General features: G+C 63.3%; 25 protein-coding genes and 3 pseudogenes. 8 read left to right on the top strand and 20 right to left on the bottom strand.

The window, feature by feature from the left end; translation table 11 throughout:
- Window positions 1-25: 25 nt before the first annotated feature.
- Complete coding sequence (locus AC6CH3_RS07565) at window positions 26-1,549, bottom strand: SulP family inorganic anion transporter (RefSeq protein WP_498131841.1); 1,524 nt, start codon at window positions 1,547-1,549, stop codon at window positions 26-28.
- Between the two features lie 187 nt (window positions 1,550-1,736).
- Here AC6CH3_RS07565 and AC6CH3_RS07560 point away from each other — a divergent pair, with 187 nt between their 5' ends.
- Window positions 1,737-2,120, top strand: coding sequence for a MerR family transcriptional regulator (locus AC6CH3_RS07560; RefSeq protein ID WP_498131840.1), 384 nt, complete (start codon window positions 1,737-1,739; stop codon window positions 2,118-2,120).
- Between the two features lie 196 nt (window positions 2,121-2,316).
- On the opposite strand, the gene AC6CH3_RS07555 is transcribed toward AC6CH3_RS07560, so the two are convergent.
- The 4 genes and pseudogenes from AC6CH3_RS07555 to AC6CH3_RS07540 form a co-directional block, all read right to left on the bottom strand.
- Window positions 2,317-2,586, bottom strand: a complete 270-nt coding sequence (locus AC6CH3_RS07555; protein WP_498131839.1) for a hypothetical protein — start codon at window positions 2,584-2,586, stop codon at window positions 2,317-2,319.
- Window positions 2,587-2,643: 57 nt separating this feature from the next.
- Window positions 2,644-2,805, bottom strand: coding sequence for an SGNH hydrolase domain-containing protein (locus AC6CH3_RS07550; RefSeq protein ID WP_498131838.1), 162 nt, complete (start codon window positions 2,803-2,805; stop codon window positions 2,644-2,646).
- A 115-nt stretch (window positions 2,806-2,920) separates the two neighbouring features.
- Window positions 2,921-3,592 (bottom strand): annotated as a pseudogene (locus AC6CH3_RS07545) (SGNH hydrolase domain-containing protein); the annotation flags it as partial.
- A 314-nt stretch (window positions 3,593-3,906) separates the two neighbouring features.
- Window positions 3,907-4,683, bottom strand: a complete 777-nt coding sequence (locus AC6CH3_RS07540) for an acyltransferase family protein (protein ID WP_498131837.1) — start codon at window positions 4,681-4,683, stop codon at window positions 3,907-3,909.
- Window positions 4,684-4,801: 118 nt separating this feature from the next.
- On the opposite strand from AC6CH3_RS07540, the pseudogene AC6CH3_RS07535 reads away from it, so the two are divergent.
- A pseudogene (locus AC6CH3_RS07535) lies at window positions 4,802-6,282 on the top strand (GTP-binding protein).
- Between the two features lie 24 nt (window positions 6,283-6,306).
- On the opposite strand, the gene AC6CH3_RS07530 reads toward AC6CH3_RS07535, so the two are convergent.
- Window positions 6,307-6,657, bottom strand: a complete 351-nt coding sequence (locus AC6CH3_RS07530) for a MerR family transcriptional regulator (RefSeq protein WP_498131836.1) — start codon at window positions 6,655-6,657, stop codon at window positions 6,307-6,309.
- 175 nt (window positions 6,658-6,832) lie between these two features.
- Between AC6CH3_RS07530 and AC6CH3_RS07525 the strand changes: the two genes are divergently transcribed.
- Window positions 6,833-8,350 carry a SulP family inorganic anion transporter gene (locus AC6CH3_RS07525; protein WP_498131835.1) on the top strand — a complete coding sequence of 506 codons (1,518 nt, stop codon included), beginning with the start codon at window positions 6,833-6,835 and terminating at the stop codon, window positions 8,348-8,350.
- Between the two features lie 69 nt (window positions 8,351-8,419).
- Window positions 8,420-9,235, top strand: a complete 816-nt coding sequence (locus AC6CH3_RS07520) for an MFS transporter (protein ID WP_498131834.1) — start codon at window positions 8,420-8,422, stop codon at window positions 9,233-9,235.
- Here the strand turns inward: AC6CH3_RS07520 and AC6CH3_RS07515 are convergent.
- The 5 genes from AC6CH3_RS07515 to AC6CH3_RS07495 all read right to left on the bottom strand — a co-directional run bounded on the left by AC6CH3_RS07515 (window position 9,232) and on the right by AC6CH3_RS07495 (window position 12,984).
- The gene (locus tag AC6CH3_RS07515; RefSeq protein ID WP_498131833.1) at window positions 9,232-9,546 is read right to left on the bottom strand and encodes a hypothetical protein; all 315 of its coding nucleotides are present in this window, start codon (window positions 9,544-9,546) and stop codon (window positions 9,232-9,234) included. The two genes, AC6CH3_RS07520 and AC6CH3_RS07515, sit on opposite strands and share 4 nt — an antisense overlap.
- Window positions 9,547-9,775: 229 nt before the next feature.
- Entirely contained in the window at window positions 9,776-11,467 is a 1,692-nt protein-coding gene (locus AC6CH3_RS07510; protein WP_498131832.1) for a ribonuclease J, read from the bottom strand.
- 66 nt (window positions 11,468-11,533) lie between these two features.
- Window positions 11,534-11,686: a hypothetical protein gene (locus AC6CH3_RS07505; protein ID WP_498131831.1), complete on the bottom strand. Its 153-nt coding sequence runs from the start codon at window positions 11,684-11,686 to the stop codon at window positions 11,534-11,536.
- Window positions 11,687-11,738: 52 nt separating this feature from the next.
- Window positions 11,739-12,455, bottom strand: coding sequence for an ROK family protein (locus tag AC6CH3_RS07500; protein ID WP_498131830.1), 717 nt, complete (start codon window positions 12,453-12,455; stop codon window positions 11,739-11,741).
- Window positions 12,376-12,984, bottom strand: coding sequence for a helix-turn-helix transcriptional regulator (locus AC6CH3_RS07495; RefSeq protein WP_498131829.1), 609 nt, complete (start codon window positions 12,982-12,984; stop codon window positions 12,376-12,378). Before AC6CH3_RS07495 ends, AC6CH3_RS07500 begins: the two co-directional genes overlap by 80 nt.
- A gap of 223 nt (window positions 12,985-13,207) precedes the next feature.
- On the opposite strand from AC6CH3_RS07495, the gene AC6CH3_RS07490 reads away from it, so the two are divergent.
- The 3 genes and pseudogenes from AC6CH3_RS07490 to AC6CH3_RS07480 all read left to right on the top strand — a co-directional run bounded on the left by AC6CH3_RS07490 (window position 13,208) and on the right by AC6CH3_RS07480 (window position 16,576).
- The gene (locus tag AC6CH3_RS07490; RefSeq protein ID WP_498131828.1) at window positions 13,208-13,561 is read left to right on the top strand and encodes a hypothetical protein; all 354 of its coding nucleotides are present in this window, start codon (window positions 13,208-13,210) and stop codon (window positions 13,559-13,561) included.
- A 113-nt stretch (window positions 13,562-13,674) separates the two neighbouring features.
- Window positions 13,675-14,509: pseudogene (rapZ, locus tag AC6CH3_RS07485) on the top strand (RNase adapter RapZ).
- 240 nt (window positions 14,510-14,749) lie between these two features.
- Window positions 14,750-16,576 carry a glycoside hydrolase family 15 protein gene (locus tag AC6CH3_RS07480; RefSeq protein ID WP_498131827.1) on the top strand — a complete coding sequence of 609 codons (1,827 nt, stop codon included), beginning with the start codon at window positions 14,750-14,752 and terminating at the stop codon, window positions 16,574-16,576.
- A 46-nt stretch (window positions 16,577-16,622) separates the two neighbouring features.
- Here the strand turns inward: AC6CH3_RS07480 and AC6CH3_RS07475 are convergent, their stop codons facing one another.
- The 7 genes from AC6CH3_RS07475 to AC6CH3_RS07445 form a co-directional block, all read right to left on the bottom strand.
- On the bottom strand, window positions 16,623-16,832 hold the full coding sequence (locus AC6CH3_RS07475; protein ID WP_498131929.1) for a DUF3105 domain-containing protein: 210 nt from the start codon (window positions 16,830-16,832) through the stop codon (window positions 16,623-16,625).
- Window positions 16,833-17,063: 231 nt separating this feature from the next.
- Window positions 17,064-17,327 (bottom strand): DUF3040 domain-containing protein, encoded by a 264-nt coding sequence (locus tag AC6CH3_RS07470; protein ID WP_498131826.1) that lies wholly within the window; start codon window positions 17,325-17,327, stop codon window positions 17,064-17,066.
- A 118-nt stretch (window positions 17,328-17,445) separates the two neighbouring features.
- Window positions 17,446-17,772 carry a LapA family protein gene (locus tag AC6CH3_RS07465; RefSeq protein WP_498131825.1) on the bottom strand — a complete coding sequence of 109 codons (327 nt, stop codon included), beginning with the start codon at window positions 17,770-17,772 and terminating at the stop codon, window positions 17,446-17,448.
- An 80-nt stretch (window positions 17,773-17,852) separates the two neighbouring features.
- Entirely contained in the window at window positions 17,853-17,984 is a 132-nt protein-coding gene (locus AC6CH3_RS07460) for a hypothetical protein (protein WP_498131824.1), read from the bottom strand.
- Between the two features lie 49 nt (window positions 17,985-18,033).
- Entirely contained in the window at window positions 18,034-18,336 is a 303-nt protein-coding gene (locus AC6CH3_RS07455) for a DUF4193 domain-containing protein (RefSeq protein WP_498131823.1), read from the bottom strand.
- Window positions 18,337-18,470: 134 nt separating this feature from the next.
- Window positions 18,471-18,965 carry a hypothetical protein gene (locus AC6CH3_RS07450; protein WP_498131822.1) on the bottom strand — a complete coding sequence of 165 codons (495 nt, stop codon included), beginning with the start codon at window positions 18,963-18,965 and terminating at the stop codon, window positions 18,471-18,473.
- A gap of 175 nt (window positions 18,966-19,140) precedes the next feature.
- Complete coding sequence (locus AC6CH3_RS07445) at window positions 19,141-19,761, bottom strand: hypothetical protein (protein ID WP_498131821.1); 621 nt, start codon at window positions 19,759-19,761, stop codon at window positions 19,141-19,143.
- 1,150 nt (window positions 19,762-20,911) lie between these two features.
- On the opposite strand from AC6CH3_RS07445, the gene AC6CH3_RS07440 reads away from it, so the two are divergent.
- A complete protein-coding gene (locus AC6CH3_RS07440) occupies window positions 20,912-21,199 on the top strand; it encodes a hypothetical protein (protein ID WP_498131820.1) in 288 nt (95 codons plus the stop codon).
- Between the two features lie 119 nt (window positions 21,200-21,318).
- Here the strand turns inward: AC6CH3_RS07440 and AC6CH3_RS07435 are convergent, their stop codons facing one another.
- Window positions 21,319-22,074 (bottom strand): hypothetical protein, encoded by a 756-nt coding sequence (locus tag AC6CH3_RS07435; RefSeq protein WP_498131819.1) that lies wholly within the window; start codon window positions 22,072-22,074, stop codon window positions 21,319-21,321.
- Complete coding sequence (locus AC6CH3_RS07430; protein ID WP_498131818.1) at window positions 22,025-22,507, bottom strand: PRC-barrel domain-containing protein; 483 nt, start codon at window positions 22,505-22,507, stop codon at window positions 22,025-22,027. The genes AC6CH3_RS07435 and AC6CH3_RS07430 overlap by 50 nt, the downstream gene beginning before the upstream one ends.
- Window positions 22,508-22,928 lie beyond the last annotated feature (421 nt).

Raw genomic sequence — 22,928 nt, 5'->3', positions numbered from 1 at the left:
TCTCCGTCCTCCGGCTGCTTCGAGGTCAGTGGCCAGCGCCGAGTTTGCCTGCGAGGCGTTCGCGCATCAGGATGCTGGCATCGTTAAGGCCAATGATCTTCACGTCCTTGCCGTGCTTGTGGTACTTCTCGGTGATGGCGTCCAGGGCCGCGATCGTGGAGGCGTCCCAGAGGTGGGAGGCGTGCATATCGATGATCACGTGCTCCGGGTCCAGCGCATATTCGAACTGGGTGTAGAGGTCGTTAGAGGAAGCGAAGAACAGCTCACCGTCCACGACGTAGGTGGCGGTCTCGTGCCCGTCGATGGTCTTGACGCTTCGTTCGACGGTGACGAAGTGCGCGACGCGGCGGGCGAACAGCACCATCGCGACCAGGACGCCGACGCCGACGCCGATGGCCAGGTTGTGTGTGGCGACGGTGACGATGACGGTGGCCACCATGACCATGGTTTCGCTCTTGGGCATCATCTTCAGGGTGCGGGGGTGGATGCTGTGCCAGTCGAACGTGGCCCAGGAAACGAAGATCATCACCGCGACGAGCGCAGCCATCGGGATCACCGAAACCACGCCGCCCAGGGCAACGACGAGGACGAGGAGGAAGACGCCGGCCAGGAATGTGGAGATCCGTGTCCGGGCACCGGAGGCCTTGACGTTGATCATGGTCTGGCCAATCATCGCGCAGCCGCCCATCCCGCCGGTGAAACCGGTAACGATGTTTGCCACGCCCTGGCCCCATGCTTCACGGGTCTTGTAGGAGCGGGTGTCGGTGACGTCGTCAACGAGCTTTGCGGTCATCAGGGACTCGAGGAGTCCCACGAATGCCATGGCCAGCGCGAACGGGAAAATGACCTGCAGAGTCTCGAGCGTGAACGGAACGTTCGGGATGAACAGTGACGGCAGCGAGTCCGGCAGATCGCCCTTGTCCCCCACGGTCGGGACGGCGACGGCGGCAAGGACGGTGATGAGGGTCAAGACCACGATCGCAACCAGCGGGGCGGGAACGACGTTGGTGAGTTTAGGCAGGCCGAATACGATCACCAGCGCCAGCGCCACCAGCGGGTAGACCAGCCACGGCACGCCGAGCAGTTCCGGGACCTGGGACATGAAGATCAGGATGGCCAGGGCGTTGACGAAGCCCACCATCACTGAGCGGGGAATGAAGCGCATCAGCTTGGCAACCCCGGACAGGCCGAGGACGATCTGGAAGATGCCGGCAAGAATGACGGCTGCGATGAAGTAGTCCACGCCGTGGGATTTCACCAGCGGGGCAATCACCAGGGCGATCGCGCCGGTCGCCGCGGAAATCATCGCTGGTCGGCCGCCCACAAAGGCGATGGTTACAGCCATCGTGAAGGACGCGAACAACCCCAACCGGGGATCAACTCCGGCGATGATCGAGAACGCGATCGCTTCCGGAATCAGGGCCAGCGCGACCACGAGGCCGGCCAGGACCTCGGTCTTAATCCTTCTGGGCGATTTGAGGGTTTCCCGGACAGACTGCAGTTGCTCGGGCGTGAATGCCGGGGCATCCGTGGCTGGTTTAACGGCCAATGCTGGCTCCGTTTCAGGCTCAAGAAGACACGCCGGAGCGGCTTCAAATGTTTAGGGAAACTGGGGGCGCACCGCAGCGCCGTGAATGAGATCGCCAGCCACTAGGCTTGGACTTCTACATTCATTTCCCCCAAGTCTACCCTAACGTGGTGGTAGAGTTCAGGTCGGACAACGCAGGAGGTCTTTCATGACGGAACGGATCAGCAGCCGCACCATGCATATCGGTGAGCTGGCTGAAAGGACCGGGCTGTCCCTGAGGACTATCCGCCACTATGACGAGGTCGGACTCCTGCCGGCCACCGGGCGCACCGAGGGCGGCTTCAGGGTTTATGCCGAGAACGACGTCGAACGGCTGACGCTGATCAAGCAGATGAAGCCCCTCGGCTTTTCACTGGAGGAGATGGCGGAGATCCTGGACATACTCTCCGCCCTGGAATCCGGTGGCAGAAGCGGGGCTGGTCAGGAAAAGCTCGCGGAGTTCATGGAACGGGCGAAAGACCAGCGAGCGAAGATCGCGCGTAACCTGGCCCAGGCCGATGAGTTCATTGAACGCATGGGCAAGAACACCTGAAAGGCCCAACGGCTTGAAGCCCAGACTATAAAACCGCTGAACGTAAGCTTCATGCCATCTCATGGGATGAAGGGATAAAACGCCGTCGCCCAAAAGGGCCAGCGCCAATTTGCGGTCGACTTTGGAGTCAATGGCTGCCTGCCGAAAACGTGTGGTGTGGAACGCGGAACTATCGCTGGCCACACTTCCTAAGTTCCTAGACCGTCAGCCACGTGTAACGGTTGGTGAGTGCGTGGACCAGGTTCTGTTTTGATACCTGCTGTTCGGTGGTGACGACCGGACGGCGCTGCAGCGCTTCGGCGAACATTCCGAGCCGTATGCGGTAGCGTGCGGCGATATCGGAGGCGGGGTAGCGGCCGAGGGTGTCCATGACGCGGACCATGTCGCGCATTTCTTCGATCCGGAAGTTGAGGACGCTCATCGCGCTGAGGATTTCCAGCGCCGCGGTTTGTTCAGTGCCGAACATGGGCCCGTGCTCTCCCTGGTCTTCGTAGCGGGGGTTGGTCTTGAAGTGTCGGGTGCGTTATCCATCCCAGCCTGTGGCGGCCAAGAAACTGTGTTTCAGGGCCGGGGCCATGGTTTCGACGTAGGTCTTGTTAAGGTGGTCGTGGTCCCGGTAGACGTACACATTGCCCACTACCGCCGGGCAGACTTTGTCTGAGCAGATGCTGTTGGTCAGGTCCACGGAATGCAGCAGGGGTTCTCGCGCAGCCAGCTTCCAGCGGGTTCACCTCGAGGAGGACTTCGTCCCTGGCGGGGTTGCATTGGGGGGAGTCCTGGCCGTGCAGGCCGACGCAGGCGAACATGTGGAACGGAAACCGGGGGTTGTCGCGCACTGCCGCGACTTGCATGCCAGCGTCAAGGAAAGGCTGGATACCGTCCTCGTACCCCGGAACGAGCCCTTCGCGCGGGTCCTCCTGGTGGCTGAGGGTGCCGTGGGTGAGGACGGCGTCGGGGGAGAGGGCAAGCACGTAGTCCCGGGCGGCCTCGTTCCGCTCGTTGCACTCCTGATCACGTGCGGGTGAGTGGGAACCGTACCGGCAGGCGTTCCTGAGCAGGGAGATCATCCTCCAGTTATGTTCCCGGGCGATCGGCACCAGGGCGGGCATGAGCTGTTGTGCGTGCGAGTCCCCGATCACCACGACCGTCTTGGTGGCCTCGGTGTCCGGTTCGATCTGCTGGCAGGATTCCAGGGCCGGGTGTTCAGGGGCATAGTCCGGGGTGCAGGCGGGGCCGGCGTCGCCCCATTCATCGTCCAGTGCGGTTTCGGCCGGGATGAGAGGGGCGTCGGGAAGGTCCTGCCGTGCGTATCCGGGTTCCAGTGCGGCGGCTCCGGGGTTGAGGTGCTCAGCCTGCACGCGCAGTTGGCGTTCGGTGAGTCCGATGCGGGTTTCCCATGCCCCGAGGGGGATTGTGACGGCGACGGTCAGGGCGATGGTGAGCCCGGCGCTGCGGCGTTTACGCCGGTGCATCCAGCCCCATGACCGCAGCAGGCGCTCCACGAGCCGGGTGGTCAGCCATGCCAGAATGCCCGAGACCCCGATGATGAAGGTGCCTGCCACTGCCGTGACCACTGCAGCTTCGGTCAGGACCAGGTAGGTGATCAGGACGGGCCAGTGCCATAGGTAGAGGGCGTAGGAGATTCCCCCGAGTTTCCGGACGGGGGTGGCTGTCAGGAGGCGGTCGGCTCCGAGGCGGTGGCCCGTTCGGCCTGCTGTGATGACCATGGTCGCGCCGAGGGTGGGGATCAGGGCGACCTATCCCGGGAATTGGTTCTCGACCTGGATCACCGCACCGCAAAGCAGGATCCCCGCAACACCCACCCAGCCCAGGACAACCCGGGCCAGCTTTCCCGGGCGGAGGCAGGGGAGCGCCAGAGCCAGCAATGACCCGAGGGCGAATTCCCACAGGCGGGCACGGGTGTCGAAGTAGGCAAAGCACTGGTTGGCTGCTGTCTCTGGATTGAAAAGGCCAGCGACAGGGCAAAGATCGCGCTGAACAGGATGGTGGCGAGGGCGCGGAACGAAAACTTCGTACGGCGCGCCGCAGCATGTACACCCAGCAGCAGGAGGGGCCAGAGGATGAACACCTGGCCCTGGATCGACAGTGACCAGAAGTGCTGGAAGGAGCTGGCTGTGGCCGCCTCGGCTGCCTGGTAGTCTACGGCGCCGAAGGCCATCGCCCAGTTCTGCATGTAAAACAACGAAGCCCACGCGTGTTCGATCAGCTGCGCCCACCGGACCTGGGGGAAGAACGCTGCCCCTGCAGCCACGGTGGCCATGAGCACGATCGCCGCGGGCGGGAGGAGCCGGCTGAAGATTCTTACCCAGTACCGCCGCAGTGTGAACGGCTCACCGGAGCGTACGCGCTCTGAGAACGACAGGGTGAGCAGGAACGCCGAGACCAGCAGAAAAACATCAACGCCGCCGGACACCCGGCCGAGCCAGACGTGGTAGCGCACCACGATGAGCAGTGCGATGGCGCGCAGGCCCTGAACTTCGGGCCGGAACCGTGTTCCCGCCTGAGGTTCAGCCGTCTGCGCCGTATGGGTGGTGATCGTCAAAATACTCCCTGCACGGGCGGGTCATTGAAAACGCCTCGCAACTACACTCTACCCTAACGTTAGGGTAGAGTGTAGTTGGTGTCAGAACACCGAAAGCGGAGCAGCCGGAAGGTTAAGAATGCCCAGGACAGCAAACATCTCCACAGTGCCCACCCCTTCGGTTCTTGATGAGGCGGGCCGGCGCCGTACGTTCGCAGTGATCTCCCACCCCGACGCGGGGAAGTCAACGCTGACGGAGGCGCTGGCCCTCTATGCCAGCGTGATTAAGGACGCCGGGGTCACGCACGGCAAGTCCAGCCGGCACGGGACGGTCTCGGACTGGATGGGCTTGGAGCAGGAGCGCGGCATTTCGATCAGCTCCGCGGCCCTTCAGCTGAACCACTATGGCGCTGTCCTGAACGTGGTGGACACCCCGGGCCACGCTGATTTTTCCGAGGACACGTACCGGGTCCTGGCCGCGGTCGACTTTGCCGTGATGCTGATCGACGCTGCCAAGGGCTTCGAGCCCCAGACCCTCAAGCTCCTGGCCGTGTGCCGGCGCCGGGGGCTGCCGATCATCACGGTGATCAACAAGTGGGACCGGCCAGGGCTTGAAGCTCTTGACCTCATCGACGGAATCGCCGAGCAGACCGGCATGGCTCCTGTGCCGCTGACCTGGCCGGCTGGCAGGGCCGGGGCGTTTAGGGGGTTGTTTGACCTTCGCCGCGGGGAGGCGGTGCGGCTTCAAGCGGTCCGGGGTGGAGCGCTGCCCAGTCTGGAGACACCAGTGACCGGCGGAGTCGGGGCACTGGATGGGAAGTGGCGGGCGGCGCTGGAGGAAGCCGAACTCGTGGCCGCCGCCAATGGAGGATTTGACCCGTCGCACGGCAGGGGGCGGGCATCAGCCGGTGGACGCAGGCTTCTCCGGGTTCGTTTTTCAAGGTCCAGGCCGGTCAGGATGCCGCCCACCGCGACCACATCGCCTTCCTGCGGGTCTGCTCCGGGGTTTTTGAACGCGGGATGATCCTGACCAATGCCCGGCTGGGACAGCCGTTTGCCACCAAGTACGCCCACCGGGTCATCGGGCGAAGCCGTGAGGTCATCGACTTGGCCTGGCCCGGGGACATTGTCGGGCTCGTCAACGCCGCCAGTCTGCGGGTCGGCGACAGTCTCTACGCCGGAGAAGCGGTCCGGTTTCCCGAGATCCCGCACTTCACGCCGGAACTTTTCGCCGTCGCCCGCGCCGCGGACCCGGGCCGGTACAAACAGTTCCGGCGCGGCATTGTCCAGCTTGAACACGAAGGCGTCGTCCAGGTCCTGCGCTCGGACCGGCGCGGGGACCAGGCGCCCGTGCTGGCGGCAGTAGTGGCGCTGCAGTTCGAGGTGGCGCAGCACCGCATGGCCGAGGAATTCCATGCCCCGGCAACCTTTGAGCCGCTGCCTTACACCTTGGCCATGCGGCTAGACACGCAGGGCACCAGCCTGCCCGAAACCTTCCGCGGCGGGGAAATCATGCACCGCACCGATGGGGAAACCCTGGCGCTGTTCGCGGACCGGTACAAGCTCGAGCACTTCCGCGATGACAACCCCGGGGTGGAGCTCACCGCGATCGGCGCCTGACCTGCCGGTCCTACTGTTTGGCGCTCAGCTGGCCATCCGGTCGCTGATCACGGCAATGAACTGGTCTGCCCGTCCCAGGTCTGAGGCCAGCGCTTCCCTCCGGGCCGTTGCCTCACGCAGCATCGACTCAAGCTCGGCCTCCCGGGCGCCGCGGCTGCGGGAGGTCAAAACGTCGAGCATCTCCGCGATTTCCTCAAGGCCAAAGCCGAGGGACCGCGCCTGTCGGATCAGCAGCAGGCGTTCGTAGTCCTCTTCGGAATAGACCCGGAAACCGCCCTCGGTCCGGGCGCTCGGGTGCAGCAGGCCCACGGAGTCATAGTGCCTGATGGTTCTCAGCGACAGGCCGGTCCGCTCAGCCAGTTCTCCGATGTGCACAGTGTTCCTCCCGGATGGTTACGGCTCCAGATTAGAAGTCTACCATTACGTTAGGGTATAGTTTGGGGTGGACCGGGAGGTCCTCCCCATTTTTTCCGGCGCAGCGCGGCGTCTCCCCACACGTACACAACCGAGGGCATTCGCTTGCCCTTACAACCTATGAAATGGAGTCCGCATGGCTGTTGCCACTCACGCACCCACGCTCACCCCGGAGCAGCGCCAGTCCGTCTGGCGCACCCTGCGTTCCCCGTGCCTGCTGCGCACAGAGGTCCTCGCCGGCCTGGTCGTTGCCCTGGCCCTGATCCCCGAGGCGATCGCGTTTTCCCTCATCGCCGGTGTCGATGCCCGGCTGGGGTTGTTTGCCTCGTTCACGATGGCGGTTACCATTGCTTTCCTAGGCGGCCGGCCGGCGATGATTTCGGCCGCGACAGCGGCCACTGCCCTGGTCATCGCCCCGCTGGTGAAGTCCCACGGCGTCGATTACTTCATTGCCGCCGTGATCCTGGCCGGCATCTTCCAGATCATCCTCGGCGTGCTCGGTGTCGCGAAACTGATGCGCTTCATCCCGCGCTCGGTGATGGTCGGTTTTGTCAACGCCCTGGCCATCCTGATCTTCACCTCGCAGCTGCCCGAGCTGCTCGGCGTCCCCTGGCTGGTCTACCCGCTGGTGGCCGTCGGGCTGGTCATCATTTTCCTGCTGCCGCGGATCACCCGCGTTGTGCCGGCACCGCTGGTCGCCATCATCGTCCTGACGGCCGCCGCGGTCGTCTTCGCCATCAACGTTCCCACCGTCGGCGGCAAGGGCGAACTCCCTGAGAGCCTGCCCTCGCTGTTCTTCCCCAACGTTCCGCTGAACTTCGAGACCTTCCAGATCCTCGCCCCGTTTGCCGCCGGCATGGCCGTGGTGGGCCTGATGGAATCGCTGATGACAGCCAAGCTCGTCGACGACGTCACCGATACCCACTCCATGAAAGTCCGCGAATCCTGGGGCCAGGGCGTCGCCAATGTCATCTCCGGATTCTTCGGCGGCATGGGCGGCTGCGCGATGGTCGGCCAGACTATGATCAACGTCAAAGCCTCCGGTGCCCGCACCCGCATATCAACATTCATGGCCGGCATTTTCGTCCTGATCCTCGTCGTGGTCCTCGGCGACATCGTGGCGCTGATCCCGATGGCCGCCCTGGTGGCCGTGATGATCTTCGTCTCCTGGGCCACCTTCGACTGGCACAGCATCCAGATCAGCACCCTCAAGCGCATGCCCAAGAGCGAAACAACGGTGATGCTCGCCACCGTGGTCGTGACGGTCTGGACGCACAACCTGGCCATCGGCGTGATCTTCGGCGTGATCGTCGCTATGGTCGCCTTTGCCCGCAGGGTCGCCCACTTTATGAGTGTGGAACGCACCATCGAGGAGCATTTTGGGGAAACGTTCGCCAAGTACAAGGTAAGCGGAGAGCTGTTCTTCGCTTCCTCCAACGATCTGTACATGCAGTTCGAATACGCCGAGGACCCGGATCGCATTGTCATCGATCTCTATGACTCCCACCTGTGGGATGCGTCGACCATTGCGGCGCTTGATTCCATCGCCGCCAAGTACCACAGCTACGGCAAAGAGGTTGAAGTCGAAGGGCTTAATTCAGCCAGCGCCGCCATCCGCGAACGCCTCGGCGGTATGCTCAACGGCGCCCACTGACCCCATAACGCCCGTCTTCCCGATGGCAGTCTCCCGGACGGCCGTCCGCCCTCATCCGGGCGGACGGCCGTGACGGCTGGACAGTGGGGTCGTGCGGGAGCCAATCGGAAGTCCTGGGCGGGGACCGTCACCGCGGCCGCGCTGATAACGGCCGCCAGCGCACCAGGACAGACGGCGGGACTCTCACCCTTCACCGATCCCCTCATTGACCAGCTCGGGATAAGCCGGACTGACATCTCCTTCAGCTACCTGGCGGGAACCCTCGCCGGAGCCCTGGCTTTGCCCTTCATCGGCCGGGCCCTGGATCGGTGGGGTGCGCGCCTGGTCATCACCGCGGCCGCATTGGTCTTTTCCGCGACGCTGCTGGCGATGAGCTTTGTCACCGAGGTCGTTGGGCTGACCGCCGGGTTCGTTTTCCTGCGGATGGCCGGCCAGGGCGCGCTGACCCTTGCCGCCACGACGGCGGTGGTCAAGGCGGTCACGCAACGGCGGGGTCTTGCGGTCGGCATCACCGCCGCCGTCGGATCCGCGGGTATTTCGCTCACGCCGGTGCTGGTGGAGCGACTGATCAGCGCCGGCGGGGTGCAGCTGGCCTGGCGGCTGGAAGCGGCAGCCGTTCTGGTGATCATCCTCCCGATACTCTTCCTGCTGCCGCGGCACCGGCCAACGGCCGTCCCCGAAGTTCCCGCTCACCAGGATCCCGTAGCAGCCCAGGCCGGGACCGAGCGCGCAGGGGAGGACGCGGCCCTGAACGGTTGTGGAGCGGAAAACAGGCGGCCAGGACACCAATCTTCTGGGCCATCGCCGCGGCGCTGGCCGCGACCGGCATGCTCTCCACAGCCCTGGCATTCCACCAGATATCGATCCTCACAGCCCGGGGGCTAACAAGCGCGGAAGCCGCCGCGAACTTTATCCCGCAGACTGTAACGGGAATCCTCGCCACCATCATCCTGGGCGCCGTCTCGCACCGCCTGGACCCACGTCTGGCATTGGCCGGTTCCATGGGACTTCTTGCCGCGGCCCTGCTGTTCCTGCCCCTGGTCACCGGAACTGTCTCGGGCATCTTCTATGGCCTGCTGCTGGGCGGGGCAGGCGGAGCGGTACGTGCCGTCGAACCGATCGCCCTCGCGCACTACTTCGGAACCACCAGCATCGGTGGGATCAGGGGTGTCATCACGGCGATCAACGTCGGTCACCGCGCTGGGGCCGATCCTGTTTTCCCTTGGCCGGGATGCGAGCGGGGGCTACGTGCTGCCGAGCCTGCTCGCTTCAGCCATCCCGCTCGGGGTCGCCCTGTTTGCGCTGCTCTGCCCGGCACCGGGCAGCACCGGAGGAATACTCCGGCGCAGCGCTCCTGCCAACGTTTAGCAGCTGGAGGCCAGGTTCCCGTCAGGGGGCCTGGCCTTTCAGCCGTGAGAGGGGCCCTTAGGCGTCCACGACGATGGCCGTCACCACTGGAGCCCGGTTGTAGAACCGGCGCATCCAGTCAGCGGTGGCCCGCTCGATCACAGCCTCCGGATCCCTGACTGGTCCGCGCCCGCCCCGTGATGCGCCCGCCTGACCAACGGCCTTGCCGACGGCGGCTGCGGCCTTGTCCAGGTCCTCATCCGTGCAGGCGAACCCGCGGGTGAAGAATTCCGCAGGCTCGGCCAGCTTCCCGGTCTCCATGTCGAGGATGGCCAGCACGGTCACGGACCCTTCCTCGGCCAGCTGGCGGCGTTCACGCAGGGTGTCTTCGGTGGTGCCGCCAACGTTGTCGCCATCGACGAAGACCAGGCCGGCGGTAACCCTCCCGGAGATCGTTGCCCGCCCCTGATGCAGGTCCACGGTGACGCCGTCTTCTGCCAGGACAATGTGTCCCGGGTCAATCCCGGTGCTTTCTGCGACGGCGGCGTTGGCTTTCAGGTGGCGCCATTCGCCGTGAACAGGCATGACGTTCCGGGGCTTGACCAAGTTGTAGCAGTAGGCGAGCTCACCGGCGCTGGCGTGGCCGGAGACGTGGACCTTGGCGTTGCCCTTGTGGACCACGTTCGCGCCGAGCTGGGTGAGGGCGTTGATGACCGCGTAGATGGCGTTTTCGTTCCCCGGGATCAGCGAGCTGGCCAGCAGGACGGTGTCGCCTTCGGCGATGTTGATGGCATGGTCCCTGTTCGCCATCCGGGACAGGGCAGCCAATGGTTCGCCCTGGGAGCCGGTGCAGATCAGGACCACATGGGGGTCATCGCTTTTCTGCAGCCGGCGGAAATCCACAAGGGTGTTGCGGGGGATGGTGAGGTAGCCCAGATTCTGGGCGATGGTCATGTTCCGGACCATGGACCGGCCCACGAAGGCCACCTTGCGTTTGTGGCGGTGCGCGGCATCGATGACCTGCTGGATGCGGTGGACGTGGCTGGCGAAGCTGGAGACGATGATCCGCCGCGGCGCGGTCCGGAACACGGTGTCGATGGCAGGGGCCAGATCCTTCTCGGAGGTGGTGAACCCCGGCACATCGGCGTTGGTCGAGTCCACGAGGAATAGGTCCACGCCTTCAGTCCCCAGCCGGGCGAACCCGGCCAGGTCGGTGATGCGCCGGTCCAGCGGGAACTGGTCCATCTTAAAGTCCCCTGTGTGCAGCACCAACCCGGCCCCGGTCCGGACGGCAATCGCCAGCCCGTCAGGGATTGAGTGGTTGACAGCGAGGAACTCCAGATCGAACGGGCCCATGGTGAGGTTTGTTCCTTCGGCCACCTGGAGCGTCTTGGGGGTGATCCGGTGTTCCTTGAGCTTTGCCTCGATGAAGGCGATTGTGAGCTTGGACCCGATCACGGGGATGTCAGGCCGTTCCCTCAACAGGTACGGGACGCCGCCGATGTGATCCTCGTGGCCGTGCGTGAGCACCACGGCAACCACATCCTCAAGCCGGTCCCGGATGGCCGAGAAGTCCGGCAGGATGAGGTTCACCCCGGGCTGATGATCCTCGGGGAACAGCACCCCGCAGTCGATGATGAGCAGCTTGCCTCCGTATTCGAAGACGGTCATGTTCCTGCCGATCTCTCCGATGCCTCCCAGGGCGACAACGCGCAGTGCGCCGGGCGCGAGCTTGGGAGGCGTCTTGTGTTCGATGTGGGCATGGCTCATGGTGTGCTGTTTCCTTTGACTGGACGGCGAGGTGCTGGGCGCCCGCACTGGACGGGAGGCGGTTGCTTAGCGGCGGGGCGGTTCGGTGGTGATGTAGGACCCGCCCTGGCCGGAGGCGCATTGGCAGTTGACGTCCACTTCAAAATGTACCGTCACTTCATCGAGATGGGCGGTGTTCTCAACAGTGACGGTCTTACGGATGGTCTGGGGTGCAGACATGGTGCTCCTTCTTTTCTTTGTGATGCGCGGGGGTCCCCGCGCAGGTTTCTGATCAAAACGTGGTGATGTGGCGGGCTGCATACAGCGCAGCGCCGACAGCGGCGACATCGTCGCCGAAAGTGTTCAGGCTGACATCAGCGGCGCCCCCGATACCGGGCCCGGCTTCCCGGACCAGGCAGCGGCGGAACGGATCCAGCAGCAACGCACCCAAGGCACACAGTGGGCCGCCGAGAATGACGTGCCGGGGATTGATGACGCTCGCGGCCCCGGCCGCGGCAATACCCAGCGCTTCGGCAGCCGCCTCGGCAATCCGCAGGGCAGCCGGATCCCCGGCTACGGCCTTGCCGAGAAATTCCTCGACGGTTACGGGTGCATGCCCCGCTGCATAAGCGGCCAGCACCGCAGGTACGGATCCGACCGTGTCCAGACAACCTCTGTTGCCGCAGCGGCATGGAAACCCGTGATCACTGACCCTGACATGCCCGATCTGGCCCGCCAGTCCGGCGTGGCCCGTGTACGGCTGATCTCCAATGACGATTCCGGCAGTGACTTCCGAATCCATGTTCAGGAACATCAGCGCCCCGTCCGTACCTTGCAGACGGCGCGAATGAGCAAAAGCTGACATGACCGCGGGCCCGGCGACAGTCACGGGAACGTCCGACCCCATCCCCAAGGCGGCTTGAAGATCTTCACCCAGAGGGGGGGAGGAAGGCAATGCCGCGGGGCAACCGCCCAGCGCCAGGCCCCGTCGGCCCCCGAAGGGCAACACTCACGCCGGCCAGAGTGCTCCCTTCAGCTTCAACCTGACCCAGCAGCAGTGCCAGCAATCCTGAAATGGCCCCGGACAGCTCGGCGCTGGCATCGAGGCCTGAAGCCGGGGTGCTGGACCGGACCAGCACATCCCCGCCGGGCCTAAGCAGCACGGCATGCATGCGGCCGCCGCCCACCTCAACACCCGCTACCACGCACTTCACCTCCTGCAACTGCACCAGCACCGCCCGCCGGCCGGTGCTGACGGTGTTACGGGTCCGGACCCGGCCCTCGCGCCTGAGCCGGCTCACAACGTTCGACACTGTTGCAGCCGACAACCCCGTCGAGCGGGCCAGCATCGCCTGCGTGGCCGGACCCACCGCCAGCAGGCTCTCCAAAACAAGTTCACGGTTCCGCAACCCCAGCGCCTGCTGGGAACCAGGGGCAACCCCCACACCTCGTCGTCCCCGGGACGAAGACGCCGGAGTACCGGACCCGGACGGCTGGGAAACCGGAACCGGGCGGTCGCTGGTGCGGACGGAAGCCACGTGGATGCATCTCCTGGGCGCGGGTGATGTGGAGAGAAGGGGAGAAAAATAAGCTCACCCTTAACTTTACTCTAACGTTAGGTTAGGGTCACAATTGAGCCACAGGTAGCTCGCAGACTCTACTCTTACGTTATGGTCGATATATTAGTGGTTCCTGGCCGGGAATGTTTCGGACACGTGCCGCCTTTGAAGACCTGCAACATACGCCGTAAAGAAACGGGGAGTGACCATGCAAGAGTGTGCGGTGTACCGCTGCACGACACCAGCGGATGATGTTTTCTTTGTTGAGGGCCCCGACGAGCAGGCCTTGGCTGTTTGCGGTGCCCATAAGGACGCCATGGATGGCGGGGAGGACTGGGTCCTGAAGCATCCGGACGGGGAGGAATCCCACGCCGGGGTCCTGGTCTCCGGGGACGTCCCGTGGCGGGTGCTGGCGGCCAGCGCCGTGAAAGTGGGGGGAAAGAAGCCGGGACTGATTCTGCACCTGACTCTCAGCCATGCCGGCGAATCCAAGGAACTGCAGTTACTGGTGCCTTGGGACGAAGCCGAGGTCCTGAAAGGAATATTGGACTCTTGACTCCCAGACCCGTCAGGCGGGTATATCCGGCGCGGCGCCCGGTTCCAACCGATAACCCTCAGGCGACACATCCCTTAGCCCCGCCGGAGCCTGAACTGGTGATTGTCACTGGCATGTCCGGGGCAGGACGCAGCACTGCAGGGAACGCACTCGAGGATCACGGCTGGCACGTCATTGATAATCTTCCCCCGGTGCTGCTGGGGACCCTTGACCGAGCTGCTTGCCGAGACGCCCGGTGAGCCCTGGAAGCTGGCTGTCGTCATGGACATCCGCGGAGGCGACTTTTTCAACGACCTGCGTCAAACCCTGCGGGACAGCCTGTCCGTGGACCTTCCGTACCGGATACTCTTCCTGGATGCCAGTGACGCCGCGCTGGTCGGCCGCTTCGAAAAGGAACGCCGTCCCCACCCGCTGCAAGCCGGCGGCAGAACCCTTGAGGGAATCAGCGCCGAACGGGAAGCGCTTCGTCCCGTCAAAAGTGCCGCGGACATTGTCCTTGACACCACGGAGATGAACGTCCACGCCCTCTCCACCGCCATCATCGAACTGTTCTCCACCACCGGAACGATTGTGGTCCGGGTGGACGTCATGAGTTTCGGCTTCAAATACGGGCTGCCGCTGGATGCCAACCATGTCGCCGACGTGCGGTTCCTCCCAAACCCACACTGGATACCTACGCTCCAGCGGCTGACCGGCCTGGAGCCCCAAGTGCGGGAGTACGTCATGGAAGCCGACGGAGCCAAGGAGTTCCTTGACTGCTACGTCCAGGCCCTAGTCCCCGTGATCAACGGGTACAGCCGTGAAAACAAACACTTTGTCAACATTGCCATCGGCTGCACCGGAGGCAAGCACCGCTCCGTCGCCATGGCCGAAGCGCTGTCCATGCGCCTTGCCCAGTTTCCCAACGTCACCACCAGCGCGCACCACCGCGACCTCGGGCGCGAATAAGAACAACGAGGCGTATCACCCCATGCTAAGAGCAAGATCGTGGCCATCTTCGGACACCGGCGCTGGTTATGAGAACACCCTCGCCGTCCCTAGGGCCGGCGTCGATGTAGTCCGAATGAACCTGAGCCTCGATGACCGCAGCGTCCATCAAAGCCGTCACCACGGTCACCGTGCCGGGGCCGCGAGCCATGCAGGGTTTGCCGCTTGGTTCTATGCCGGCATGCTGCAGGGCACGAGCCGTTGTGGTTGAGTGGGTGCATGGGGTCACCTATCCGGGACTACGGGCTGCTCTCAGATCTGCAAACTGGTGCCTTGGTGTCGCGCAGCGGCAGTATTGACTGGCTGTGCCTGCCGCGGTTTGATTCTGAGTCTTTCTTCGCTGCCTTACTGGGTACAGAGGATCATGGCCGCTGGTTCCTTGCACCCGTAGCGGACGGCCTGGGCTCTGCTCCGGTTGTTGTCGATCGGCGGTACCGGGATTCGACCTTCATCCTGGAAACGCGCTGGAAAACGGACAGCGGCGAAGTGCTGGTCACCGAATTCATGCCTGTCAGCGACAACCGGGCATCCCTTGTGCGCAGGGTGCAGGGAATCACCGGCCGGGTGCGCATGTGTCAGGAGATTGAGATCCGCTTTGCGTACGGAAAAATCGTCCCCTGGATCAGTTTGGCCAGCGACGACGGCGGCGAGGCGATCATGGCGATCGGCGGTCCCCATGCCGTCATGCTGCGCGCAGATGACCTCCCGCTGGAACGCCCGGACCATTCCCACGCGGGAGAGTTCACTGTTCAGGCCGGGGAAACAGTGGATCTGGACTTGTGCTGGTTTCCATCACATCAAACGCCGCCGAAAGCAGTTGATGTCGATCAGGCGCTGGATTCCACCGGCCTCTACTGGACCGACTGGGCCAGCCATTGCCTCTCGCAGGGCGAGTATGACCCCATTGTGAAACGCTCGCTCCTGGTGCTGCGTGCCCTGACGCACCAGAGCACAGGGGGAATCGTGGCCGCACCCACGACATCCCTGCCGGAACAGTTCGGCGGGGAACGGAACTGGGACTACCGCTTTTGCTGGCTCCGGGACGCGGCCCTGACACTGGAGGCCATGATGACCCATGGCTTCCGGCAGGAGGCCCTGCACTGGCGGAACTGGCTGCTGCGCGCAGTCGCAGGAGACCCTCAGCACCTGCAGATCGTGTACGGAGTCGCCGGAGAACGTGAACTGCCCGAGCGCGTTCTGCCCCATCTGCCCGGCTATGACGGCTCGGTTCCGGTCCGGATCGGTAACGCCGCAGTCCAGCAATATCAGGGTGACGTCGTCGGTGAAGTCATGGTGGCCTTGGAAAAGCTCCGTAACCGGGGCGGGCACGAGGATGACTTTTCCTGGCCGCTGCAGCGGAACATGCTGAAATTCGTGGAGAACAACATCTCGCGAAAAGACCACGGGATCTGGGAAATGCGTGGGGAGAAACGATATTTCACCCACTCGCGGGTCATGATGTGGGCCGCACTGGATCGGGGCGTCCGGGCTGTGAAAGACCACGGGCTCGAAGGGCCGGCAGACCGCTGGGAGAAGCTGCGTGATGAACTCCGGGACGAGATCATGGAACATGGGTTCAACCGGGACATCAACTCATTCACCCAGACCTACGGCAGCACAGAAGTCGATGCCTCACTTCTTGTTCTGCCACAAGTAGGGTTCCTGGACTACGGTGACGACAGAATGCTCGGCACCGTCGCCCATATCGAAGCGAACCTGCTCGATGGCGCCGGGCTGCTGCTGCGCTACCGGACAGAAACCTCACCCGACGGTTTGAAACCGGGCGAACATCCATTTCTTGCCTGCTCCTTTTGGCTCGTAGAGCAGTACGCCCGCACGGGTCGCACCGTCGAGGCAAAACAGCTGATGGACCAACTCGTCAACTGCGCCAACGAACTGGGCCTCCTCAGCGAGGAATACGACACAACGGCCGAACGGATGGCCGGTAACTTTCCCCAGGCCTTCTCCCATCTGGCGCTGGTACGTGCCGCGGACGCCATGCACGGCGTCAACGAAGCCAGCACCTAACTGCCTGCCCCGCGTTCAAGGTGAGCCTCGCATGTGACGTATCTCCTCACAATGTCGATAGGGTCTGCCTTACCGAATCAAAGGCAACAGACCAGCTTTTAGCCATGATCGGCGAAGACTGCCCCGGCTGCGGACGGAGCAGCACGTAGCTTGTCGCCGAGACCAGCTCGGTGAGTTGAGGGATCTCGTCGGCCGGCAGGTCTGGCCGGTAGGTGAGCCAGACGGCGCCGTGCTCCATGGAATGGACGGCCCGCATCTCTTCGACCGGCTCGGTATATATGCCGCAGTTGTTCCATACCGGCTGTGGGCGCCGCCGACCGGAGGGGACTTGGTGACAGGACGAGAAGTCTGTCAGGGGTCGCTCGCTCCAGGCTCCCGGAAGCCGGGTCACGGCCGCAGCTTTGTGGCCGCAGCAAGGCCTTCATAGCCTCAGAGCGCCGGTGCCGCAGGCCATGGCGGGGCGGATCGGAGGGTATAGCCGAACCCTCTAGTACCGCCGCAGAAGGTACCAGTGAGCGCATGCGACCATCAGCATGAAGCCGATGAAGCCGATGACCGTGAGCTTTGTGCTGATCCCCGCGATGACGAGCGCGAAGCCGGGTAAAACGGCCAGGAAACCGTAGATAGGACGCGGGGCTGGCAGGCCGCGGGACAACCCGGACTGTAGTTTCCGGTCTAGATTGGGATCGGCTGCGGCCAGTTCCTGTTCGAGCTTTTCAAGGCGCCTGCGATGTTCATCCGATAGGGCCATGGGAACCTTCCTGCTGCCCGAGGTACGGCCGTGAGCCAAGGCAATAGAGACTCCTGACCATTTTTAAGGACCCCCGAGTGCCGGCTCTCCGGAACTGACTCTCGCTGCCCGGAAAGAGTTACGTGTTCCGCTGGTGGCGGCTGCTGGACCTGAGCTGGAGAATCCTGGCTGCACCGGCCACGGCCACCAGCAGGCCACCGCCTACGGCAGCAATGAGGAGCGCGATGCCCGATGCGATGGTGCCTTCCAGTCCGAAGAAGACGATGGTCACGTCCTCCTGGTTCTGAACGATGAAGGTGATGAGAAGTACCAGCAGGATCAGTGCGGCTACCGTGACGACCCAGGCCGTCGCCGCACGGGTAGCAGCGACACTGTCACGGCTGCCCCTTGCGGGCTTGGGGACAGGATGTGAATCCCGATTTGGATGTGGCTCTTTTGTTGTCACGGTCTTTTCCTGTCTGGCTTGAGTTTGACGTTTTCCAATTCTGCTCATCGTGTGGTCACTCCGTTGACTTGGGATTGGGCCTAGCGGGGCGTGCTGGTGTGCCGCATAACCTCCGCCAGGTGCTGAGCGTTGACGACCACGGCGTAGCGTTCTGCGCGCCAGAAGGCTCCCAGGGCCAGGCTCACCAGGGAGATGAGGAGCCAGGCCGGCAAAACCCGTGGCCCTTCCCTGTTCGAATACTGATACGGCGTTGGTGGGGGATCAGGTGACGCATTCCAGGCAGTATTGATTGCCCTCCTTTTCACTGGCTATTTGGGACTTGTGCCGGACAAGGAAGCATGACCGGCAGATGAACTCATCCTTTTTCTGGGGGAGGATGATGACGGTTAGTTCTTCGTCAGACAGGTCGGCGCCGGGTGGTTCCACGCCGTCGACGGTGTCTGCCTCCTCCAGTTCGGCGACCACGCTGCGGGCATCGGGGGCGTTTGCGGATTTCAGTGCTTCCAGTGAAGCATTTCGCGTTTCGGCTATATCCGGCCGAACTTCGTCATAGTCGGTGGCCATTTCTCTGACGTCCTCTCCTCCAAGAGCACAAGGGGCTGGAATTGTGTCGTGCTGAGCTGGCCAGGGGCGTAATCTGCGAACAGGCACGAGCGCATGTAGTTCATCCCACCGCCGTCGGTCCCGGCGGGGTCGTTTCAACCGGATGTCGCGGAAGGTTCGACAGTGGAGGTCACGATGTAGGAGTCGCCCTGCCACTGCTCGTGCAGGGCTGCATGCAGGTTGATTCCGGTTTCCTTTTCCACTTCCGCTGTGTCGAAGCCCCGGTAGACGATCCCGGTGACCTTGACTCTTGCCTCTGGCCTGACCCCGGTGAAGTCGGTTTCGTGCACGATGAGAAGATCGTCGACCAAGGGGTTTTCGGGATCAACGATAGAGAAAATAGAGGGGGAGATGATTCCCTTCACTTCACCGGGAACCGTCACCCTCTTGTACTCCAGAATGTGATCCGGTACGACTTCCCTGATGGCCTCGAGGTGAACATCTGCAATCTCAGTTTCCGTGGCCGGCTCCGAAGTGCCGCACCCGCCGACAGCAGACGCAGCGGTGATCACAGCTTCCCCAGCCAGCCCGGCGAGCAGGGCTGTTGGCCTGGTCCGCAGACGGGCGGGCATGAGCTTGGCGGGTCGCATGTCTTTTCCGTATTTTTTCCTGAGGTGCAGCTTCTGTTCCTGTCCGGCAGCTCCCTTGTGTTGACCTGAGCGCCGCGTAGCTCCGGTCTGAATTCCCGGGACTTGATGAGTCCGGGAATTTGCGGACGGGAGACTCTGGCGGTGGCGCAATCAAGGGAGCGAGCCAGACGCCGGATTACTTCTCGAGGCCGGCCTCGGGGTTCACTGTGGCCTGGTCAACCCTGCGGTGGAAGTGCATGCCCGTTTGTCCGCCGAGAACGGCTCCGGCCAAAGCGATCAGGGCTGCGATGATCAGGACGATGACACCTCCGGCGGTCAGGGTTTCCTCACTGACTGCGATCCCGGGGAATGCGGTGGTGTTGAGCAGGATATTGAACTGGCTGTCGGCCAGGGCTGCGAGAACGCCGGCGATGACCGTGACGATTACAGCCCAGAGCCAGACGGCGAGGCCTTGCCTGGCTCCATCAAAACGGGCCATGCGTCCGGCGACGTAGCCTCCGCAGTAATATGCGAGGAACAGGATGACGGCCAGGATGATTCCTCCGGCGATGCTCACCGCTTGGAGATTTTGTGCCGCCTGGTTCATCACGGTCGAGGGATCAACGTTCTCAGCGGCTCCCACCGCCGCGGCGACAGCCGTGACCAGTGCCGTAAGCAATACGGAAATTCCTGCCGCAGTCATCCAGCCGAAAAACGCGGAACCGAACTTCATCCCCCCGAAGCGGCTTTGCTGGACGGCAACGGTGTCATTGCGAAGGTCCTCGGGGCTGGTGGCCCTGCGCGCATGCAGTTTCATGGTCGTTCCTTCCTTCCTTTCTTCCTTCCGGTGACGGTCATCCGTCCACTGACGCCGGCCGCGAAGATGGATTCCGAGACGGTCGGGGGCAGCCGGGAAGGGCTGGTGGCATCAGCGGGATGTTAGGGGTATCCGGGATAGACGTAGCCTGGGCTCCAGTACGGCGGCACGCTGTAATAGCCGTACCTTCACCAGTTCACGGTTTTCGTTTTGTCCCATCGTGTTTCTCCTTGCAGTCACCAAGGTGTCCAGGCCAAGGGCTGCAAAGGGCATTCTCGCCATCCCGAGTCCCTGATCCTCGCATCCCAGTCCCTGGAAGAGTGCGTGGAGGTCGTCGAGGTCGAAGCCCGTTCCCTTTCAATATCCCGGCAGATCAAATGCCGCGTGCGTGGTGCCGGTGACCTTGACGGTCGCTCAGGCTGGCGGCTGTAATTATGGACAGCCCATCGAGCGTGCAGTTTATCTGTCATGGGGTTCCTCTTCGAATAGGTATTCCGCCGACAGTGCCCAAGGTGTTGGGTCTTCCTCATTCCCCCACTTTCCACGCTAGGCAGGGCCCGGACCCAGATCAACGCAAGTAATTGATATGCAACCGGTTTTCCGGCGCCGTTGACTAGCCTGTTATCCGGCCCGGGCAAAAATCTCTTGAAACACGGCGATCCCTTCCGTGCGGAGGTCACAGGAGTATTGCAAATGCCGATGGCAGGGCCCAATACGGTATATGCCCTTGACCGGACTTCCAGTCGGCAAGAAGAAGAGTTATTCGTCCCTCACGGTTCTTCCTGAGCCACCGGTCCCGAATTGCCGCAGAGAAGAACGCCCACTCTTCCTGCAGGAGTGTGGGCACTGAGATCCCGTCGTCGAATCGTCGGGCGAGGGGCAAAATGGAAAACCATGCCGGACGGTGTCAGTTGCCAGGCATTGTCTTGATGGTTTGCACCAGATCCGGAAGGCGCCGGCGGGCCTACATCGCCGGGTTCGGCAAAGCGTTCTGGAGGAGGAACTGGTGGCAGTTCCTCTTCCTCCTTCTGCCGTTCCTGCGTTCATCCGTGGCCTGCCGGCGCTCAGGATCGTCCGTGTAGCCAGGCTGGCGCGTTACGGCTCGATCCTTTCTGCCGGAGTCCGTGGCTCACGCTCGGCAAGGAAGCTGATGACCAGCCGCATTGGCTGGCTCTCCGCAGTCACCGCGGTGGTCATCCTGGCCTCGAGCCAGCTCCTCTACGCAACGGGCGAGCACGACTCCTACGCCGAGTCGCTGTTTGAATCAGCCATGGCAGCTGTCACCGGCAACGGAATCACCGGCACCAGCACCTTCTCCCGCATCATCCAGGTCCTTCTGGCCATCTACTCCGTGGCAGTTTTCGCGACCCTCGCAGGAACGCTCGGCGCCTACTTCCTCAGAAAAAAGGTAAGCCCTGACCCGAACCGGGTTCCGTAACCAAGAGAAGCAGGAGAGGCGCCGACGGCTGGGAACTGGCCGACGAATCCTCGACCCCGGCTTGCACGTCCCAACGCCGGCGGTGGCAATGGGGGAGGTGTGGTGAGGGCGGCCGGGTTTCAGGGCAGGAAGGGGACGTGGCCGGCGACCAGGGTGCCCAGTTGGGCTGCGGCGTCCAGGTTCAGCCCGTCGTCGGTGATGTCCAGGTAGTCCCCGCTGATGACCAGAATTTTTCTTTCCCGTGCGGCGGCATTGAGCCAGTGGGCGTCCCAGGCATCTGCCGTGTCCAGCCGGTGGGAGTACATTTGTTCGCCGCGGATCTGGAGGCTGACCTGGATGCTGGTGGGGCGGTGTCCTGTCACTGTGCAGCTGACGCCGGGGCCCACGTCGCGAGTGTGCTGGATGATTTCGATGTAGTCGGAGGTCATGGAGAGTTGGAAGCCGTGGTCGAGCAGGCCCGAGACGAGGGCCGAGGTAGGTTCTCCGCCTGGTTCACGGAAGGTCAGGACCGGGGCCAGGGTGTAGGCAAGGGCGGGGATCGTCCGGCGCCAGGTTCTCGTGCGTAGGTCCAGGAAGAGCCGGGCGCCGAGGGTGGCGAGTTCCTCCGGTCCGCTGGACTGGCGCACCGTCAGGAGAGGTTTCTGGCAGCGCCGATGGCAGGTGCAGGTGTCGATGGTGAGGTACTCGATGCCGGCCGAGTCGATGCCTTCGGTGATGTCCACGATCAGCGAGAGCTGCTCCTCGAGCTGGAGCGCCAGTCCGCAGGCGGCGCAGGTGGTGGCCGTCGCAGCCGTCAGGGTCACGAAATCGGTCGTGTCCTGGCCTTTAAACGCTGTCAGGTGTTCGTCCCAGGCGATGTTGCGTGTGATTGGCATCTCTGCCACCTTCAGCGGGGATGGTAGAGGTGTCCGGGATAGACGTAGCCTGGGCTCCAGTACGGCGACAGGCCGTAATAGCCGTACACGTCTTCGTAGTAGGACTGGTGTCCGTCAGGGCCGGGTCGTATGCGGGGGCTCCGGCAATTTGCTCCCGGGTCCGGTCAATGAGGACTTCACGGTCAAGAACGAGGCTCACGGCGTCGACGGGAATGAACGTTTTGTCCTTTCCGATGCCCAGGAACCCCCCGGAGGCCACGATGAGGAATCGGACCTTTTCCCCCTCAACGTCGACGAGCAGCTCCTCCACCTTGCCGATTTCCTCGCCGTCTCCGGCCCTGACGGTGTATCCGCGGATGTCGTCGTGCCTGTCTGCAACGGTTTTGCCGGTGCCGCCCAGCTTCACCAGCTCACGGATTTCATTCTGTCCCACCGTAGCTTCTCCTTTCAGTCGTCCGCCGCAGTGTCAATGGCCGGGATCCACAAGGAAGCCAGACCGTCCCAGTCCCCGGAAGAGCGCGTCACCAACCCGAATCCGAGGTCGCCTTGAACGACCGGCAGGACGAATGCCGTCTGCACGGTGCCGGTGAGTCAGTTCAGGCTGGCGGCCGGGCGTTACAGCCCATGCACCGAACGAACAGGTTTTCGTTTACGTATCAAGACAGGGCTCCTCTTTGCATACCGCAGACGATGCCGCGGGCCGCATCCGTCCTCAGCCTCCCCCTACTTTCCACGCTAGGCAGGAGCCGGACCCGGATCAACGCAAGTAATTGATATGCAACGGGATTTTCGGCGTCGTTGACTCTCCTGTTATCCGGCCCGGGCAAAAATCCCTTGAAACACGGCGATCTCTT

Source organism: Arthrobacter sp. GQ119 (assembly GCF_059759125.1).
This window is presented reverse-complemented; position numbering and strand designations above follow the sequence as displayed.